Below are 17,801 nucleotides of genomic sequence, written 5' to 3' on the forward strand. Positions count from 1 at the left end.
TCGCAAAGCATCCTGTACGGGGCGGCAAGTTGCCGGCCCATCGTGAGTTAGATCCGGACACCGGTCTCGGAGTCGAAGAGGTGGAAGGCCTCGGCCATCGGCCGGACACCAAGTGTTTGGCCCGGCAGCGCCGTGACGCGCTCGCGGAAGGAAGCCACCACGTCCTGCCCGGCAAGGCGCATCAGAACCTGTGTTTCCGAGCCAGTCGGTTCGACGGTCAGGACCTCGGCTGCCAGTCCCTCACCATCGAGCGCAAAATGCTCCGCGCGGATACCGAGCGTAACAGCGCGACCGGCACCAGCAGCCCGGTGCTCGGCAAGGGCGATGCGCGTGCCGTCGGCGGCGACAAAGGCGTCGGCTTCCAGCCTGCCCGACAGCATGTTCATGGCAGGCGAGCCGATGAAGCCGGCGACGAAGAGATTGGCCGGCCGGTCGTAGAGTTCGAGCGGCGAGCCGATCTGCTCGACCCGCCCCGCGTTCATCACCACGATACGGTCGGCCATGGTCATGGCCTCGATCTGGTCGTGCGTCACATAGACGGTGGTGGTCCTGAAGCGCTGATGGTTCTGCTTGATCTCCGAGCGCATGTGCACCCTGAGCTTGGCGTCGAGATTGGAGAGCGGCTCGTCGAACAGGAATACCGCCGGCTTGCGAACGATGGCGCGCCCCATGGCGACGCGTTGGCGCTGGCCGCCGGACAGCTGGCGCGGCAGGCGGTCGAGATAATCGGTGAGACCAAGAATGGCTGCCGCCTCCTCGACGCGCTTGCGTCGATCGGCCTTGGGCACACCGGCTAGCTTCAACGAGAAGCCCATGTTGTCGGCCACCGTCATGTGCGGATAGAGCGCGTAGGACTGGAACACCATGGCGATGTCGCGGTCCTTGGGCTCAAGCGCGTTGACGATGCGGCCGTCGATGGAGATGTCGCCGGCGCTGATGTCCTCCAGCCCCGCGATCATGCGCAGCAGCGTGGACTTGCCGCAGCCTGACGGGCCGACGAGAACCACGAACTCGCCCTCGGCGATGTCGACGGAAATGTTGTGCAACACATCCACATGGCCAAAGCTCTTGCGGACACTATTGATCGAGACGGCACCCACGAACTCATCCCTCCCTATGGATTGGCCGACGAGACGGCACGTTCTCGCGCGGCGCCACGGCCGTCACTTCACCGCTCCCACCACGACGCCTTTGGTCAGCGTGCGCTGGAAGATCAGGAAGAAGATGATGGTCGGGGTGATGCCGAGCAGCGCGGCTGCGGCGGTGATGGTCGGCTGCGAGACATATTGTCCGCTGAGCGCGCCCATGGCGACCGAAACGGTCTGGTTGGCGTTGGAGACCAGCAGGACCAGCGGAATGAGAAACTCGTTCCAGGTCCAGATGAAGAAGAAGGTGGCGAGCACCGCCAGCGTCGGCCTCAGGATCGGCGTTACCACATACCACAGGATCTGCCACCGGTTGGCGCCATCCACCCGCGCTGCCTCGAGGATCTCATGCGGGAATGTGGTCATCACCGCCGACAGGAGATAGGTGCCGAAGGCCGATTGCAGCACGGTGAAGATGATGATGGGCGCCCAGAGGGAGTCGTAAAGGCCGCTCGATTTCGCCAGATAATAGAGCGGGTAAACCAGCGATTCCTGCGGGATCATGATGCCGAGCAGCAGGATCACCAGCGTGGCTCTGCCGCCTCTGATGCGGCCGACACCGATGGCATAGGCATTGAGCAGGCTGAGGATCACGCCGAAGAGCGCCACCGCGGCACTCAGCAGCAGGCTGTTCCAGATCTTCGAGGTGAAGTCCACGTAGGACCAGAAGCCGAGCAGCCCCTCGACGGTGAAGCTTTGCGGCAAAGCCAGCGGTCCGTTGGTGGCGTAATCGGTCGCGGTCTTGATCGCATTGTTGAGCGCCAGGAAGATCGGCGCCAGCATGAAGGCGAGGAAGGCGAAGAGGAATGCCAGCACCCACCAGCGCAGCGCGCCCCGCTTGCCGCGCGGAATGTTGCGATCGGTTGGGCCCGGAGCCGCAGGAACGGACGTGTCAGTCATGGTCGCCCTCCTCGGTCTGACGCGATTGCACCCACAGGAAGACGGCGGCGAGCACGATGGTGATGGCCGTCTGCGCTGTGGCGACGGCGGCGCCGTAGCCGACCCGGACAGTCGAGAAGAAGTGGTAGAAGGAGAAGAAGGACGGAACGAGCGTGGCGTTGTTCGGTCCACCATTGGTCATGACATAGACCGGCGCGAATACCTTGAGGGCGGCGATGGTGGTGGTCAGGCCGATGACGAAGATTTCCGGCTTGAGCATGGGGATGGTGATGTACCAGAAGCGCTGGAGAAAGCCGGCGCCGTCCAGTTCGGAAGCCTCGTAGAGCGAGGGATCGACCCGGGCGAGACCGGCCATGAAGACGACCAGCGAATAGCCGATCTGCAGCCAGACCATGACGAAGCCGACCGAGAGGATGGCGAGATCCGGATCGCCGAGCCAGTTGCCGACAAGGCCGCCGAGGCCGGTGGCCTCGAGGATCATGTTGAGCACGCCATGCGGGTTGAGAATCCAGCCCCAGAGGACGCCGGCCACCGAGATCGGCAGGATCTGCGGCAGGTAATATCCAGCGCGGAAAAAGCTCGACAGGCCCTGTCCGAAGCGCACGCTGATGTAGTCGAACAGCACCGAAGCAACCAGCAGACTGATGAGGGTCGGTACCACGGCCATGGCGACGACAAAAAACAGGGTATGCTCCAGCGACATCCAGAAAGCGCTGTCGGCGATCAGGCGTGCGTAGTTGGCCAGCCCGACGAACTTCGGCATACCGATGCCGCGCCAGCTGGTGAAGCTGACGCCGATATTCATGAGAAAGGGAATCCCGACCACGATGAGAAAACCGAAGAGGCCGGGAAACAGATAGAGCCAATAGGCCGAGGATGAGCGCCGACGTAGGGTCGTTTGCATTGCCATGAAGTCGCTTGCCCGCAAGATGGAGCGAGGCGGCGAACCGCCTCGCGTGAAGTGTCAGGCGGCTTACTTGTTCAGACCTTCGTCATAGAAAGTCTTGAGGCGGGCAGCGAACTCTTCCGGGGTTGCGGTGCCACCGACCAGAGCCTGGGTCGCCTGCAGGACTTCATTGTAGAAGCCGGCAACCGGCCAGTCCGGGTAGAAGCCAAGACCGTTGCGCGCCACCAGATCCTTGAACAGGCTGGTGGTCAGCTTGCCGACCGGATCGGTGATCGCGGCGGTATCGGCGGCGATCGGCAGGCCACCCTTGTTGCCCATCAGGGTCTGGATGTCGCTGGACAGGGTGATGCCGATGAAGTCATAGGCAAGGTCCTTGTTCTGGGCATTGGCCGGAACGACCCACATGTTGCCGGTCGAACCGGGCGCGTATTGCTGCCCCGGGAACAGGAACTGTCCGGCGTGGAAGGTCTTGATGTTGCCGTAGCTGGTCGACAGCCAGGTTCCACCCACGACGAACGGGCTCTTGCCGGCCATGAACTGGTTGGTCATGTCGTCGGCAGTCATGCCGGTCGAATCCTTGGAGATATACCCCTTGGCGACCCAATCCTGTATCGTCTTGCCGGCGGCAACGAAGGGAGCGGTATCGAGCGGCGCCTTGAGACCCTCGAAGTTGCTGATCCAGTTCGCATCCGCATTCTTGAGCGCCAGCATGTACATCAGGTGCTGGGCCGGATAGTCGTTGGCGGCCTCGGCGATCGGGGTGATGCCTTCGGCGGCGAATTTGCCAAGAACCGTCTCGAACTCTTCGAAGGTCTTGGGAACCTCGAGGCCGCGCGCCTTGAGCATGTCCTCATTGTAGAAGACCGAGACGAACTCGCCATAGTTGGGCATGCCGACCAGCGGCCCGGTGCCGAAGACGCCGTTCTCGTCATAGCGCCCGAGCGCCAGTGCCGATTCCGGCACCAGCTTGTCCCAGCCGCGTGCCTTGTACTCGTCGTCCATCGCCTGCAGCAGCCCCTGCGAGGCGGCAAGACCGGCGGTGCCGTTGCCCTTGTTGTATTCGAGGACGTCTGGGGCTTCGCTTGAGTTCAGGATCATCGAACCAGCCTGGTTGATCTGGTCGAAGGTCTTGAGCTCGAACTTCACGTCAACGTCGGGATGGCTCTTCTTGAAGCTGTCGAGCGCTGCCTGCCAGGCAATGCCGAGTGCACCGTCTGCCGGCTCGTACCACCAGACCTTGAAGGTCTTCGCTTCAGCCGACACCGCACCCAATGCGGTCACGGCAGCCAGCACCAACGCGAGTTTCGAAAGCTTTTTCATGTGGGTCTCCTCCCTGAAACAACTCTTTGCGGAAACCGCTGCGCGGATTTCCGATGACGGGATCGTGCCAAGTTGCCGCCGACCAGGGGCTCCCTCCCCCAGTGTGCGGACACGGCGCCGGAGCGCTGCACGATCAGGTCTCAAGCATTTGGTTCGCGGTGCAAACCGAACCCGGCGGCACACCGACCGGGAACCTCCTTCTCGGTACGAAAACGACGCACTCCAACATGGCAATCGTTTCCGTAAACGTTTACGGTATTATGTCTCAATGTGGTCGTGAGTCAATTGGCCAATGCATCACTTTGCTTTATGGGTGGCAGCGGGAGGCATTCGCGGGACGATGATTGGCATCAAGAGACTGGCTGACGAACTGGGCCTATCGATCGGCACGGTATCGCGCGCCCTCAACAATAGACCCGATGTCAACGACGCCACGCGCCAGCGCGTCAAGGAAGCGGCTCTGCGGCTCGGCTATGTTCCCAACCAATCCGGACGCAGCCTCCGGGCAGGACAGACCGGTGTCGTCGCCTTCGTGATGCAGACGGGCCATGAGATCACCGGCCACGGCGACACCTTCATCATGGGTGTGTTCAGCGGCATCCAGACCGCATTGGCCAAACACCGTCTCGACCTGGTCGCCCTGCTCTGCCCGTCTGACGAAGACGCAGAGGACTATCTCAAGCGCATGGTGTCGCGCGGCTTTGCCGATGGTTTCATCCTGTCCTCGACCCAGCACGTCGATCGCCGTATCGATTTCCTTGCCGAGCGTGGCGTCCCCTTCGTCACGCTGGGCCGGTCGAGCAGCGACGCCGGTCAGCCCTGGATCGATACCGATTTCGCCGGCATCGCCGAGGTTTCGATCGCGCGTCTCGCAAGCAAGGGGCATCGGCGGATTGCCATCACCGTGCCCAACGACGAGACCAACCTTGGCTTCGTGTTCACGGAAGCTGCTCGATCCGCCTTGCACGCGCAAGGTCTTGCCCTCGATCCTGAGCTGATCTTCGGCTTCGTACCCAACGAAGCCAGCGGCTACGACATCGCGAGCCGCCTCCTGGCGCTCCCCGACAGGCCAACGGCCATCATCCTGCTCAACCCCGGCTTGACCATCGGCCTCTATCGCCGCCTGATCGAAGCGGGCGTCGAACCCGGCAAGGACATTGCCGTGATTGGCCGCGATAGTCCGCAGTCGCCGTTTCTGTCGCCGCGGCTGACCTATTTTCGCGAGGATCTCGACAGCCTTGGTATCGCGCTTGGCCAAGCCTTGCTGGCCTCCATGCCCCGCTTTGCAAAGTCCTATCCGTCGGGTGTCGTCCGTCAGGTCTGGCCGAGCGAGTTGATCGAAGGGGAAAGCGATGGCCTCGTCATTCGGTGACAACGGCCCAACAAAGGCGTCCACCGAAACCTTGCGTCTACTCCGCAGCCTCGCAACTCGTCTGCCGGTAGCAGCAATCTTTCGTTGGAGGCAAAGCAAAGGCCCGATGATCAGAATCTGTGCTTATTGACAAAAATAAGGCAGCGCTGTTACGATAATAATCGAGTTAACGACTCCGTCGTTCGATACAGGATTGTGACCGCAATTGCGGGCAAGGCCTGAGTGCTTCCAGGGAGACCTGGTGGCCCTCAGGCCTTTTTTATTGCCCAGATTTTGCCCACGACCCAATCCGACCGACGTGCGAACAAAACCTAGGGAGGTTTTCATGGACCACACGAGTACGGCGCGCCAGATCGTCGACGGTGTTGGCGGTGTTGCCAACATCGCCGAGATCGATCACTGCATGACGCGGCTTCGCCTCACCCTGACCGACATCGCCAAGGCCGATGCGCAGCGCATTCAGGCCATTCCGGGCGTGCTCGGCACGCTTGCCCGCGGTGGGCAGTTCCAGATAGTTCTTGGCCCGGTCGTCGCCCCGGTGAGCGCCGAGGTCAAGACGCTGGTCGAAGGCAGCAAGGTTGCTGCTGCGCCGGTGGCGCCAAGCGCCCCGGCTGCAGACGCCGCCGGTCGCTTTGACCGTCTGGCCGCAGCCATCATCGACGGCATCGGCGGCCCTGGCAACGTCAAGGCGCTTGAGCATTGCTCCACCCGCCTGCGCTTTTCTCTGGTCGATCCGTCCAAAACCAAGGTCGACAAGCTCAAGGGCACCAAGGGCATCCTCGGTGTCGTCACGGCCGCGCAGACCCAGGTCATCATCGGCAATGAGGTCGTCGAAGTCTTCCGCGCCATCCAGCGCGCCTTCCCCAAGCTCGGCACGGGCTTCACCGGCGGCGCGGCCAAGAAGACAGGCGTCGGCGCCACGCTGATCGACTTCGTGATCGGTGTGTTCCAGCCGCTCGTTCCGGCCATCGCCGGCGCCGGCATGCTGAAGGCCATGCTGACGCTGTTATCCTTCGCCGGCTGGGTCGATCCGGCCTCCGACACCTACCAGGTGCTGATGGCCGTCCCGAACGGCGTGTTCTTCTTCCTCGGCTTCATGGTGGCCGTCACCACGGCGAACAAGCTCAACGTCGACCGCATCGTCGCCATCGCTGCTGTGGCGCCGCTGCTGCTGCCGGCGCTTGCCACGCTGGTCGGCAAGGGCATCACGGTGTTCGGCATGCCGATCGCCAACGTGTCCTATAACGCGCAGGTCTTCCCGTCGATCCTGACGGTGGTCTTCCTGTCGCTAAACTGGCGCTTCTGGACGCGCTATGTGCCCAAGGTGGTCCGCATCTTCGCCGTTCCCATGCTCAGCCTGCTGGTGACCGTGCCGGTGTCGCTGACCATCCTCGGCCCCGCGGGCTTCACCGTCGGTACCTATCTGACCACCGCCGTGCTCTGGACCCACGAGCATATCGGCTGGGCGGCGACCGCCGGCATGGCCATGGCCCTGCCCTTCCTGGTGGCGCTCGGCATGCACAAGCCCTTCCTGCCCTACGTGGTCTCGCAGCTCGGCGCCGGCAAGCCGGACCCGTTCTACAATGCCGCCCATCTGGCCCATAACATCGCCGAAGCCGGCGCGGCCTTCGGCGTGGCCATCCGCACCAAGAACCCCGAGATCCGCGCGACCGGCTTCTCGGTCGGCACCTCGGCCCTGTTCGGCATCACCGAACCGGCGCTCTATGGCCTGACGCTGCAGAACAAGCGCGTTCTGTGGAGCGTGCTCGGTGGCGCTCTCGCCGCCGGCACCTATCTTGGCCTGACCCAGGTGACCGGCCATGTGGCCGCCGGCCCCGGCCTTGCCACCATGGCCGTGTTCATGGCGCCGGACAATCCGTCGAACATCGTCAATGCCTTTGTCGGCATGGGTGTCGCCTTCGTCGTATCGCTGGCCCTGTCGCTTGCCCTGTGGCGCGATCCGGTCACGGAAGGGGAATTCGACGCCGTGGAACCCGAAGCCGTGACGGCTGGTGCGCCGCTGGTTGCCGCTCCGGCTCGCGTTGCCGGTGCGCCGATCCAGGATCTGGCCGCCCCGATGACCGGTTTGGTCATCCCCCTGTCGGACGTTGCCGACGCCGCCTTCTCCGCCCGCATGCTGGGCGACGGCATCGCCATCCGCCCGCAGGACGGCCATGTCCAGTCGCCCGCAAACGGCGTCGTCAGCGCGATCGCCGGTCACGCAGTCACTCTGATGACCGACGATGGCGTGGAGCTGCTGATCCACGTCGGTATCGACACCGTCAATGCCCAGCCGGGCCTGTTCCGGTCGCATGTGAAGGTGGGGGACAAGGTGAAGGTCGGCCAGCTGCTACTGGAAGCCGATCTTGTCGGCATCGCCAAGGCCGGCTTCGACACGACGACCCCGGTCATCGTCCGCAACTCGGCAAGCTACACGCTGCAGGCTGTCGCAAAGTCGGCCGTGGCTGCTGGCGAGCGGCTGTTGCAAGTCGGCCAGCTGCAGCCGGCAACCGCCTGATCAGGGCGTGAAGAACACGCTGGCGGCTGGCATGTCCAGCCGCCAGTATCGCCCTGGTGGGAGGACGATCGCATCAAGATTGCAGGGACACCCGAGGAGCGTGCCTGCACATCGTGAGAGCGGCGCCGGGGCGAGAGACAAGTTGACGTATCCGCGACCAGGGATCCCCTGGCGACGGGGCGCATGGGGAGGGCGGAATGAAAGTCATCAAGGTCTTCAATCACAATGTTGTCTTGGCCCGGGACGGCGACGGCAAGGAAGTCGTCGTTCAGGGCAAGGGTCTCGGCTACAACCGTCGCACGGGCGATGATCTTGATCCCGCAAAGATCGAGCGCCGCTTTCTGCCGGCAGCCACGACGTCCACCGCCCAGCTCGCCGGGCTCGTGGCCGAAATCCCCATCGAGCATATCGTGATTGCCGAAGACGTTCTGCGGCTTGCCCGCGCTCGCCTGTCGGCGCCGCTCGACGATCGCGCCCTCATCGCGCTGGCCGACCATATTTCCTTTGCCTTGCAGCGGCAGGGTGAGCCGATCGACTATCCCCTCGCCTCTGAAGTCCGCCTGCTCTATCCGCGTGAAGTGTCGCTCGGCTCAGCCGTGCTCGACCTGATCGAGAGCCGGTCTGGCATCCGTCTTCCCGCGCTGGAGGCGGTGCCGCTCGCCATGCATTTCGTCAACGCCCAGGTGGGTGTCCGCCCGATGGGCGAGATGGTGCGCATGACCGAAATGCTGCGCGTGGTGGTCAGCACCATCCAGACCAATCTCGGGCTCACCATCCCCGAAGATTCCATCGAACTGGCACGGCTTGCCGCGCACCTGCGCTACCTCTTCCTCGACCATGCCCGTGGCGGCCGCCGCACCCTGCCCGTCGGCGACCTCGCCACCACCTTCAAGACCCAGGATGCCCGCATCTACGACTGTGCGCGCTCCATCGTGGAGCTGATGGCACGCGAGATGAACTGGACCATCCACGAAGACGAAACGCTCTACATCGCCCTGCACATCTACCGCTTCGCCAACCGATCCGGTGCCCCGAATGGGGCTGATCCCTCCGCTGCTTGAGAAAGGTCCGACCGTGTCCAGTCTGTATGTCTTCTCGCCCCTTTCCGGTCGCGCACTTCCGCTGGCAGCTTCCCCCGATCCCGTCTTCGCCGGCGGTATGGTGGGCGACGGGTTGGCCATCGATCCCGACGTGGGCGAGTTACGCTCGCCCTGCACCGGCACCGTCATCGCCACCCATGCCTCCGGACACGCCGTCACCGTGCGTGCGGACGAGGGACCGGAAGTGCTGATGCATGTGGGCGTCGACACCGTCACCCTCGCCGGGGCCGGCTTCACGGCCCATGTGGCGGAAGGCCAGCGGGTGACCAAGGGCGACCTCCTGGTGTCATTCGACATCGCCGCCGTCCGCCCCAAGGTTCCTTCGCTGATCTCCATGGTGATCATCACCAATGGCGACGCCTTCAAGATCCTGGCGGCTACCACCTCCGGCACGCTGAGTTTCGGCGATGCGGCCTTGACGCTGGTGTCCACCGGCACGGCGGCAGCGGGCGCAGATGACGTCAGCGACAGCGTTTCGCTCTCTGTGGCGCTGCGCATTCCCCACGGACTGCACGCCCGCCCGGCGGCGCAGCTCGCCAATGCTGCCAAGACCCATGGCGGCTCGGTCACCGTCTCCGCCCATGGCAAGAGCGTCAACGGCAAGAGCGTCGTCGCGCTGATGAGCCTCGGCACGCGCTTCGGCGACACGCTGGACGTTCGCGTTGACGGGGCCGGAGCGGAGGCGGCTGCGGACATGCTGCTGGATCTCATCGTCGGCGGACTTGGCGACACGATCTCCGACGGACCGGGCGACGAGTTGGCGTCGGAGACACCCTCTCCTGCCTCGGCTCCTCTGCCTTCACCGTTGGGTGAGCCGTTTGTGCCTGGTGCCAACGCTGTCATACGCGGCCGCTCGGCGGTTGCCGGCGTGGCACTTGGACCGATCGTCCGTCATGGCCGCGCCGAGGTCGAGCTGCCGCCGAATGGTCAGGGCATCGAAGTCGAGCGGCAGCGCCTGCGCAATGCGCTGACCGTCGTTGCTGCTCGCATTGGCGATGGCGCCTCGGGCGCGCGGGCCGGCGTGGCCGAAGCCCATCGCGAGATCCTTGACGATCCCGAGCTTGCCGAGACGGCCGAGGCCGACATTGCCGCCGGCCGCTCGGCCGAATGGGCCTGGGCCAAGGCTTGCGCGCGTCAGGCCGAAGTGCTGGCCGGTCTTGCCGATGCCCGCCTTGCCGAACGGGCTGCCGACATGCGCGACGTCTCTGCCCAGGTGATCGCCGTGCTCACGGGCAAGGAGAACACCGCCACCCTCGCCAGTCTGCCAGCGGGTTCGGTGGTGCTGGCGGACGAAATCCTGCCGTCGGAAACCGCCGGCCTCGTTGCCGGCCATCTCGCCGCCATCCTCATGCGCGATGGCGGGCCGACGTCCCATGCGGCGATCATCGCCGCAGGTCTCGGCATTCCCACCATCGTGGCGCTCGGTCCCGAGGCCGACCGCATCCCCGACGGCGCCGAGGTGATCGTCGACGCCGGTCTCGGCAATGTCACCGTCTTCCCGACCGAAGGCGAAGTGGACGCCGTCCGTGGTCGCATTGCCGAGCGTGTCGAACGCAAGGCCGCCCAGCGTGCCGCCGCCTCCAGCGAGTGCCGCCTGAGCGACGGCAAGCGCATCGAGGTGTTCGGCAATCTCGGTCGGGTCGGCGAAGGCAAGGGGGCCGTTGCCGAGGGGGCCGAAGGCTGCGGCCTCTTGCGCTCCGAGTTCCTGTTCCAGGACCGGGCCGCCGCGCCGACGGAAGACGAACAACTGGCCGAGTACCAGGCCATCGCCGACGAGCTCGGCGGTCGGCCGCTGATCATCCGCACGCTCGATGTGGGCGGCGACAAGCCGCTCGCCTACCTGTCCCTGCCCAAGGAAGAGAACCCCTTCCTCGGTCTGCGCGGTGTGCGTGTCGGCCTCGCCCAGCCTGACATGCTGCGCACGCAGATCCGTGCGATCCTGCGCGTCAAGCCCTATGGCGTCACGCGCATCATGGTGCCCATGGTCGCCTCCGTCTCCGAAATGGTGGCAGTCCGGGCGATGGTCGAACAGGAGCGACAGGCGATTGGCCGGTCCGAGCCGATCGAGGTCGGGGCGATGATCGAGATCCCCGCCGCCGCCGTTGCCGCCCGGCAGCTGGCCGAAGTCTGCGACTTCTTCTCGGTCGGCACCAACGACCTCACCCAATATGCGCTGGCCATGGACCGCGGCAATCCGGCCGTCGCCGCCGGCGTCGACGCCCTGCATCCCGGCGTGCTCGGCCTGATCCGCATCGCCTGCGAAGGCGCGGCGGCGCGCGGGCGCATGGTGGCGGTGTGCGGTGGCGCGGCGTCGGACCCGCTGGCCGCGCCGATCCTCGTCGGCCTCGGCGTGACGGAGCTGTCCGCCGCGCCGGCCGCCATTCCCGAGATCAAGGCGACCATTTCCGCCCTGTCCTTCGCCCAGTGCAAGGCACTGGCCGACAAGGCGCTGCTGGCCGACGGACCGGACGCGGTACGCGCGCTCGCCCTGACCGCCTGATCCCCTATTTGTCAAGGAGTTAGACCATGAGTAACACCCGTTTCCCCGATGGCTTCCTCTGGGGTGGCGCTCTGGCCGCCAACCAGTGCGAAGGCGGCTGGAACGAGGGCGGCAAGGGCTTGTCGGTGGCCGATTGCGCCATCTACAAGTCCAACATGGACCCCAAGGACTACAAGGCGCTGCACCACATGACCAGCGCCGCCATCGCCGCAGCAGAGGCCTGCCCCGAGGTCGGCCCCTATCCCAAGCGGCGCGGCATCGACTTCTATCATCGCTATCGTGAGGATCTCGATCTGCTGGCCGAGATGGGTTTCAAGGTGCTGCGCGTATCGATCCAGTGGACGCGCATCTTCCCCAAGGGCATCGAGACCGAGCCCAATGAAGCGGGCCTTGCCTTCTACGAGAGCCTGTTCACCGAGATGCGGGCGCGCGGCATCGAGCCGCTGGTGACGCTGCACCACTATGAGATGCCGCTTTACCTCGTGAACCACTACGACGCCTGGTATCGCCGCGAGGTGGTGGACTTCTTCCTGCGCTTCACCGAGACGGTGTTCCGCCGCTATTCCCATCTCGTGAAATACTGGCTGTCCTTCAACGAGATCGACAGCGCCTTCCGCCATCCCTTCTCCACAATGGGCATCTGCGAGGACCGCTACCCCAAGGAGAAGCTCGAGGAGATCATCTGGCAGGGTCTGCATCACCAGCTGGTGGCGAGCGCGCTGGCGACCAAGCAGCTGCATGCCATCATCCCGGGTGCCCAGATGGGCTGCATGGTGACGAGCCTGCTCTCCTATCCCGAGACCTGCCACCCACAGAACTGCCTCAAGGCCATGCGCGACAATCGCGACAACATGACCATTTCCGACGTGCAGGTGTTCGGCACCTATCCGCCGTCGGCAAAGAGCGCCTGGAAGAAGCGCAACATCCATGTCCGGATGGTCGAGGGCGATGAGGAAATCCTCAAGACCTATCCGGTCGATTTCGTCTCCTTCAGCTATTACATGTCGATGGTGTCGTCGATCAACGCGGCCGAGCGCGAGAAGGTCGGCGGCAATGTCACCTCGGGCGTCAAGAACCCCTATCTGCCGGTGTCCGACTGGGGCTGGCAGATCGACCCGACCGGCCTGACGATCGCACTCGTGGAAATGTACGACCGCTATCGCAAGCCGCTGTTCATCGTCGAAAACGGCCTTGGCGCCCGCGACAGGCTGGAAGGCGGCACTGTCGAGGACGACTATCGCATCGCCTATCTTGACGGCCATATCCGCGCCATCGGCGACGCGCTCGACGAGGGCGTCGAGGTCATGGGCTATACGGCCTGGGGCTGCATCGACAGCGTGTCGCTGTCGACCAGCCAGATGAGCAAGCGCTACGGCTTCATCTATGTCGATTGCGACGATGACGGCCAGGGCACCATGAACCGCTTCCGCAAGAAGTCCTTCGGCTGGTATCGCGACGTGATCGCCAGCAACGGTTCCGGCCTGTAGCCCTCGCCAGCACCGCCTCCCAAGGGCGCTGGCGGTCTGGAACCCTGCGTACCGAAAGGTGAAGCGCCCCGCAGAGTTCCAATGGCCGGTTCCTGTGGACCGGGATCCCTCCCCCGGTCCACCTTTTTTTGGCGAAGACGCTCGATGACGCGCGCCAGGACACCGCTCCGGATCACCGTCCGGGTCGCCTTGGATGAGCGTGACGTATCTGCCAGAGGTTCAGGTATGCCCCCCGGCATTCTCTTGGTCAGAGGCGCCAGGTTCGAGACTGCAGACCGTGCTCAATAGCGCTCCGGCACATAGAGTTCGGGCGGCAGCACGCGACGCTCATAGTTGGGGTTGAACACGCGTTCGGGCAGCGCGATCGGTTCGTGCGGGATTTCCTCATAGGGCACGAGCGACAGGAGATGCGCCATGCAGTTGAGGCGCGCGCGCTTCTTGTCATTGCCCTCAACGATGTGCCAGGGAGCCTCGGGAATGTTGGTCCGGGCGAACATCTCCTCCTTGGCCTTGGTATACTGCTCCCAACGGACGCGCGACTGCAGATCCATCGGCGACAGCTTCCACTGCTTGATCGGATCGTGAATGCGCATCAGGAAGCGCAGCTGCTGCTCCTCGTCGGTGATCGAGAACCAGTATTTCACGAGAATGATGCCCGAGCGCACCAGCATGCGTTCAAACTCCGGCACGTCGTGGAAAAACTCCTCGACCTGAGTGTCCGAGGCAAAGCCCATGACACGCTCGACACCGGCGCGATTGTACCAGCTGCGGTCAAACAGGACGATCTCGCCAGCGGCGGGCAGATGCGGCACATAGCGCTGGAAATACCATTGCGCCTTCTCGCGATCCGACGGTGCCGGCAGGGCAACAGCGCGGCAGGTGCGCGGATTGACACGCTGCATGATGCGCTTGATGACACCACCCTTGCCGGCCGCGTCGCGTCCCTCGAACAGGACGACGACCTTCAGCCCCTTGTGGGCCACCCAGTCCTGCATCTTGACCAGCTCGGCCTGCAGACGGATCAACTCGTTGAAATAGACCTTCCGGTCGATCGAATTGGATTTGTGTTGCGCCAGCCGTCCCCTCAACTCCTCAGGAATGCGGATATCATCGATTTCCTGTTCCAGTTCCTCGTCAAAGTCGTCCTCGAGTTCTGCTTCGAGCCAAGACTTTGGTCCGGGGCCAAGGGTTTCATTCTTCATGGGCTAGTCTCCAATCAGTGAGTGAATGGCATTTCAATGACATGCTGCCATGACGCGCCGATGAAATTGGTTTGCCGCCACTTGGTGCTCTCGGCGATGACGCCCGGAGAGGCTTTGCCTTGCTTTGCTGCGGCGCCATGTCGGCTCGCATTGCAAGCCTTGGGCTGTTCCTGACAGTTTTGCCGAAGCCTCGGTATGTGGGGCGAACACGCGCAGCACCTTGTGAGTCGCATCATAGAGTGCTTCCCGAGCACTATCGAGTTGAGATGGCTGCGTGCTATGCCGACTGTTGCAAATGGTGAGGCGGCGGAATGAGTAAAAGGGCTTGCCCAAGCTGTCCGCGTTACTCGCCCCATGCCGCCACAGGATGCTCCACATGCCGCGCCTCAATCCGCTCATCGCCGATCTCGCCCCGCCCCCAATCCCGTCGGTTCAGGCGTGGGCGCGGGCCTATGACGGCTCCGTCGGTGCGACCATCGACCTGTCTCAGGCGGTGCCAGGATATCCGCCGCATCCGGAGCTGATTGCCGGGCTGATGGCTGCGGCGTCCGATCCGGCGACGGCGGCCTATGGGCCGATCGAAGGCGATCGCGCCTTGCGCGAGGCCCTCGCGGCCGACGAGAGCGCCCTTTACGGTGCCGCCATAACCGCCGACAACATTCACATCACCGCAGGGTGCAATCAGGCGTTCATTTGCGCCGCTCTCGCCGTTGCCGAGCCAGGCAGCCGGGTGCTGCTTTCCAATCCGTTCTACTTCAATCACGAGACGTCACTGCGGATGTTCGGCATCGGGATCGGTCTCGTCGACTGCCCTGCCTCCAACCACTTCCTGCCCAGTCTGGAGGCGCTGGACGCCGCCATCACGCCCGACGTTCGGGCGTTTGCAATTGTCTCTCCCAACAATCCGACCGGTGCCGTCTATCCGCCGTCGCTGCTCGCGGACCTGCTCGCACTGTGCCGGCGGCGTGGCATCTGGCTCATTCTCGACGAGACCTATCGCGACTTCCTGCCGGCGGACGCCAAGCAACCGCACGGCCTCTTCCTCGCGCCCGGCTGGGGCGAAGGGTTGATCTCGCTCTATTCCTTTTCCAAGAGCTTCTGCGTGCCCGGCTATCGCTTGGGCGCAGTCACGGCCAGCCCCAGGGTGGTTACCGAGATCGCCAAGATCATGGACAACCTGCAGATCTGCGCGCCGCGCGTCGGCCAGATCGCCATTGCGCAAGCCTTGCCGACGCTAGGTGCCTGGCGCGAAGCCAATCGAGCCGAAATCACCCGGCGCGCCGACGCGCTCAAGGCGGCCATCGCCGGTGTCAAAGGCTGGGAAATCGGGGCGGTAGGCGCCTACTTCGCCTTTGTCAGGCACCCGTTTGCGGGAGTGACTTCAGCGCGCGTCTCCGAACAGCTTGCACGGCGGGCTGGTGTCGTCACGCTCCCCGGCAGCTATTTCGGGCCTGGCCAGGAAAACTACCTTCGCTTTGCCTTTGCCAACGCCGACGCGACCACCATCGGCCGTCTCCCGGAGCGGCTTCAGTTGCTTGGTGATTGGATCGCCGTCTGATCGGACAGGGCATCGCTGCTCAGGTCGCAGCATCATTTTGATGGCGGCGGTCGCGGTTTCCTCGAGGCGAAGTCAGGCCGAAGCAAATGATCAAACCTGTTCCCGGCGGACGGGCTGTTGCCGTCCGCCGGGATAATCCCCACGATTGATCAGAAGGGGTAATGCTGCGGCCCCTCGATGGTCACCCAGCGCAACTCGGTGAACTCGGCGATCACCGCAGTGCCGCCGAAGCGGCCGTAGCCGGAGTCCTTCACGCCACCGAAGGGTGCCTGCGCCTCGTCGCCCACCGTCGGGCCGTTGACGTGGCAAATGCCCGACTGGATCTTCTTGGCCGCCGCAAGGCCACGGGCGATATCCCTGGTGAAGACGGCGGAGGACAGGCCGTACTCGGTGTCGTTGGCCACCGCGATGGCTTCCGCCTCATCCTTGACGCGGATGATCGACTTGACCGGGCCGAAGGATTCCTCGCGGTAGATCCGCATGTCCTGGCGCACCTGATCGATCAGCGTCGCCTCGACGATGGCGCCGGTGCGCTTGCCGCCGGCCACCACCTTGGCGCCCTTGGCCACCGCGTCGGCGATCAACTGGTCCATCTTTTCGGCCGACTTGAGATCGACCAGCGATCCCAGCACCACCTTGTCGCGCGGATTGCCGGCCGGCAGGCTGCGTGCCTTGGCGGCGAACTTGTCGACGAACTGATCGGCGATGGCGTCCACCACGATGAAGCGCTCGGTCGACATGCAGATCTGGCCCTGGTTCATGAAGGCGCCGAAGGCGGCGGCGGCGACCGCCTGATCAAGATCGGCATCTTCGAGTACGATGAAGGGCGCCTTGCCCCCGAGCTCCAGCAGCACGGGCTTCAGATGTTCGGCCGCCAGCTTGGCGATGATCTTGCCGACGCGCGAAGAGCCGGTGAAGTTGATGCGCTTGACGAGAGGATGGGCGATCAGCGCCTCGACCACGACCGGTGCGTCCTCGGGCGCGTTGTGCAGCACGTTGACGACACCGGCCGGGAAGCCGGCCGCCAGCATCACCTCGCCGATCAGATGGTGGGTGCGCGGGCAGGCTTCCGACGAACGCAGGATCACCGTGTTGCCGCAGGCGAGCGCGGCGGCAATGGCGCGGACGCCGAGAATGACCGGCGCGTTCCACGGCGCCAGACCGACGCAGACGCCAACGGCCTGTCGCACGCCCATGGACATGCAGCCGGGTTTGTCCGACGGTATGACGGTGCCGGTGATGTGGCTGGTCAGCGCCGCTGCCTCACGCAGGATCTTGGCGGCGAAATAGCAGTTGAAGCCGCCCCAGGGGCCGGTGGAACCGGTCTCTTCGGTCATGGCAGCGATGAAGTCGGGCGTGCGCGCTTCCATGAGGTCTGCCGCCTTCAGCAGCAGCGTGCGCCGGGCGTTGGGGCCGGTCTCAGACCAGGCGGCGAAAGCCTGATGGGCGGCGGCAACGGCGGCGTTGACCTCCTCAACCCCGGCGGCCGCGCAGACCGTGGCCACCTCCTGCGTGACGGGATCGATGCGCGAATAGGTCTTGCCCGATGCGGACGGTTTCGTCTCACCGCCAATGATATGGCCAAGGGTCATGGTGTTCACTCCTCCTCATGATTTTTATCGTTCTGGAACAGGGGCCTTGGTGCTGCGAGCCTGGCCAACCGTCCGATCCTCCTGCGGACGGCGCACCGAACGGCGGCTCCTCAACCCTCGTTCAGCGATCTTACGTCTTTTTACCTATTCAACTCTGACACGTCGTCCCGGTGGTCGGCAAGTCTTTGTGTTCGCCTGGC

The 17,801-nt window shown here is 64.2% G+C and carries 12 protein-coding genes; 6 read left to right on the forward strand and 6 right to left on the reverse strand.

What is annotated here, in order from left to right; genetic code table 11:
- Positions 1-47: 47 nt before the first annotated feature.
- From L2I41_RS12255 to L2I41_RS12270, 4 genes are all read right to left on the reverse strand, one after another.
- Positions 48-1,100, reverse strand: a complete 1,053-nt coding sequence (locus tag L2I41_RS12255) for an ABC transporter ATP-binding protein (protein WP_237153849.1) — start codon at positions 1,098-1,100, stop codon at positions 48-50.
- A gap of 63 nt (positions 1,101-1,163) precedes the next feature.
- Entirely contained in the window at positions 1,164-2,045 is an 882-nt protein-coding gene (locus L2I41_RS12260; protein ID WP_237153850.1) for a carbohydrate ABC transporter permease, read from the reverse strand.
- Positions 2,038-2,955 (reverse strand): carbohydrate ABC transporter permease, encoded by a 918-nt coding sequence (locus L2I41_RS12265; protein ID WP_390634160.1) that lies wholly within the window; start codon positions 2,953-2,955, stop codon positions 2,038-2,040. The genes L2I41_RS12260 and L2I41_RS12265 overlap by 8 nt, the downstream gene beginning before the upstream one ends.
- 63 nt (positions 2,956-3,018) lie before the next feature.
- Positions 3,019-4,272 (reverse strand): ABC transporter substrate-binding protein, encoded by a 1,254-nt coding sequence (locus L2I41_RS12270; protein ID WP_237153852.1) that lies wholly within the window; start codon positions 4,270-4,272, stop codon positions 3,019-3,021.
- A 340-nt stretch (positions 4,273-4,612) separates the two neighbouring features.
- On the opposite strand from L2I41_RS12270, the gene L2I41_RS12275 reads away from it, so the two are divergent.
- From L2I41_RS12275 to L2I41_RS12295, 5 genes are all read left to right on the forward strand, one after another.
- Positions 4,613-5,644, forward strand: coding sequence for a LacI family DNA-binding transcriptional regulator (locus tag L2I41_RS12275; RefSeq protein WP_237153853.1), 1,032 nt, complete (start codon positions 4,613-4,615; stop codon positions 5,642-5,644).
- Between the two features lie 325 nt (positions 5,645-5,969).
- Entirely contained in the window at positions 5,970-8,162 is a 2,193-nt protein-coding gene (locus L2I41_RS12280; protein ID WP_237153854.1) for a glucose PTS transporter subunit IIA, read from the forward strand.
- Positions 8,163-8,359: 197 nt separating this feature from the next.
- Positions 8,360-9,223 (forward strand): PRD domain-containing protein, encoded by an 864-nt coding sequence (locus L2I41_RS12285; protein ID WP_237153855.1) that lies wholly within the window; start codon positions 8,360-8,362, stop codon positions 9,221-9,223.
- A 13-nt stretch (positions 9,224-9,236) separates the two neighbouring features.
- Positions 9,237-11,762, forward strand: a complete 2,526-nt coding sequence (ptsP, locus tag L2I41_RS12290) for a phosphoenolpyruvate--protein phosphotransferase (RefSeq protein ID WP_237153856.1) — start codon at positions 9,237-9,239, stop codon at positions 11,760-11,762.
- 26 nt (positions 11,763-11,788) lie between these two features.
- Entirely contained in the window at positions 11,789-13,249 is a 1,461-nt protein-coding gene (locus L2I41_RS12295) for a glycoside hydrolase family 1 protein (RefSeq protein WP_237153857.1), read from the forward strand.
- A 281-nt stretch (positions 13,250-13,530) separates the two neighbouring features.
- Here the strand turns inward: L2I41_RS12295 and ppk2 are convergent, their stop codons facing one another.
- Positions 13,531-14,451, reverse strand: a complete 921-nt coding sequence (ppk2, locus tag L2I41_RS12300) for a polyphosphate kinase 2 (RefSeq protein WP_237153858.1) — start codon at positions 14,449-14,451, stop codon at positions 13,531-13,533.
- Between the two features lie 376 nt (positions 14,452-14,827).
- Between ppk2 and L2I41_RS12305 the strand changes: the two genes are divergently transcribed.
- Positions 14,828-16,009: an aminotransferase gene (locus L2I41_RS12305; protein ID WP_237153859.1), complete on the forward strand. Its 1,182-nt coding sequence runs from the start codon at positions 14,828-14,830 to the stop codon at positions 16,007-16,009.
- Between the two features lie 149 nt (positions 16,010-16,158).
- Here the strand turns inward: L2I41_RS12305 and L2I41_RS12310 are convergent, their stop codons facing one another.
- Positions 16,159-17,601, reverse strand: coding sequence for an aldehyde dehydrogenase (locus L2I41_RS12310; RefSeq protein ID WP_237153860.1), 1,443 nt, complete (start codon positions 17,599-17,601; stop codon positions 16,159-16,161).
- Positions 17,602-17,801 lie beyond the last annotated feature (200 nt).

Source organism: Oryzibacter oryziterrae (assembly GCF_021864535.1).
Taxonomy (GTDB): domain Bacteria; phylum Pseudomonadota; class Alphaproteobacteria; order Rhizobiales; family Pleomorphomonadaceae; genus Pleomorphomonas; species Pleomorphomonas oryziterrae.

Coding starts and splice junctions, on each gene's coding strand:
- L2I41_RS12275 (WP_237153853.1), top strand. CDS start 4,613: ATGATTGGCATCAAGAGACTGGCTGACGAACTGGGCCTATCGATCGGC.
- L2I41_RS12305 (WP_237153859.1), top strand. CDS start 14,828: ATGCCGCGCCTCAATCCGCTCATCGCCGATCTCGCCCCGCCCCCAATC.
- L2I41_RS12295 (WP_237153857.1), top strand. CDS start 11,789: ATGAGTAACACCCGTTTCCCCGATGGCTTCCTCTGGGGTGGCGCTCTG.
- ppk2 (WP_237153858.1), bottom strand. CDS start 14,451: ATGAAGAATGAAACCCTTGGCCCCGGACCAAAGTCTTGGCTCGAAGCA.
- L2I41_RS12310 (WP_237153860.1), bottom strand. CDS start 17,601: ATGACCCTTGGCCATATCATTGGCGGTGAGACGAAACCGTCCGCATCG.
- L2I41_RS12260 (WP_237153850.1), bottom strand. CDS start 2,045: ATGACTGACACGTCCGTTCCTGCGGCTCCGGGCCCAACCGATCGCAAC.
- L2I41_RS12265 (WP_390634160.1), bottom strand. CDS start 2,955: ATGGCAATGCAAACGACCCTACGTCGGCGCTCATCCTCGGCCTATTGG.
- L2I41_RS12280 (WP_237153854.1), top strand. CDS start 5,970: ATGGACCACACGAGTACGGCGCGCCAGATCGTCGACGGTGTTGGCGGT.
- L2I41_RS12270 (WP_237153852.1), bottom strand. CDS start 4,272: ATGAAAAAGCTTTCGAAACTCGCGTTGGTGCTGGCTGCCGTGACCGCA.
- L2I41_RS12285 (WP_237153855.1), top strand. CDS start 8,360: ATGAAAGTCATCAAGGTCTTCAATCACAATGTTGTCTTGGCCCGGGAC.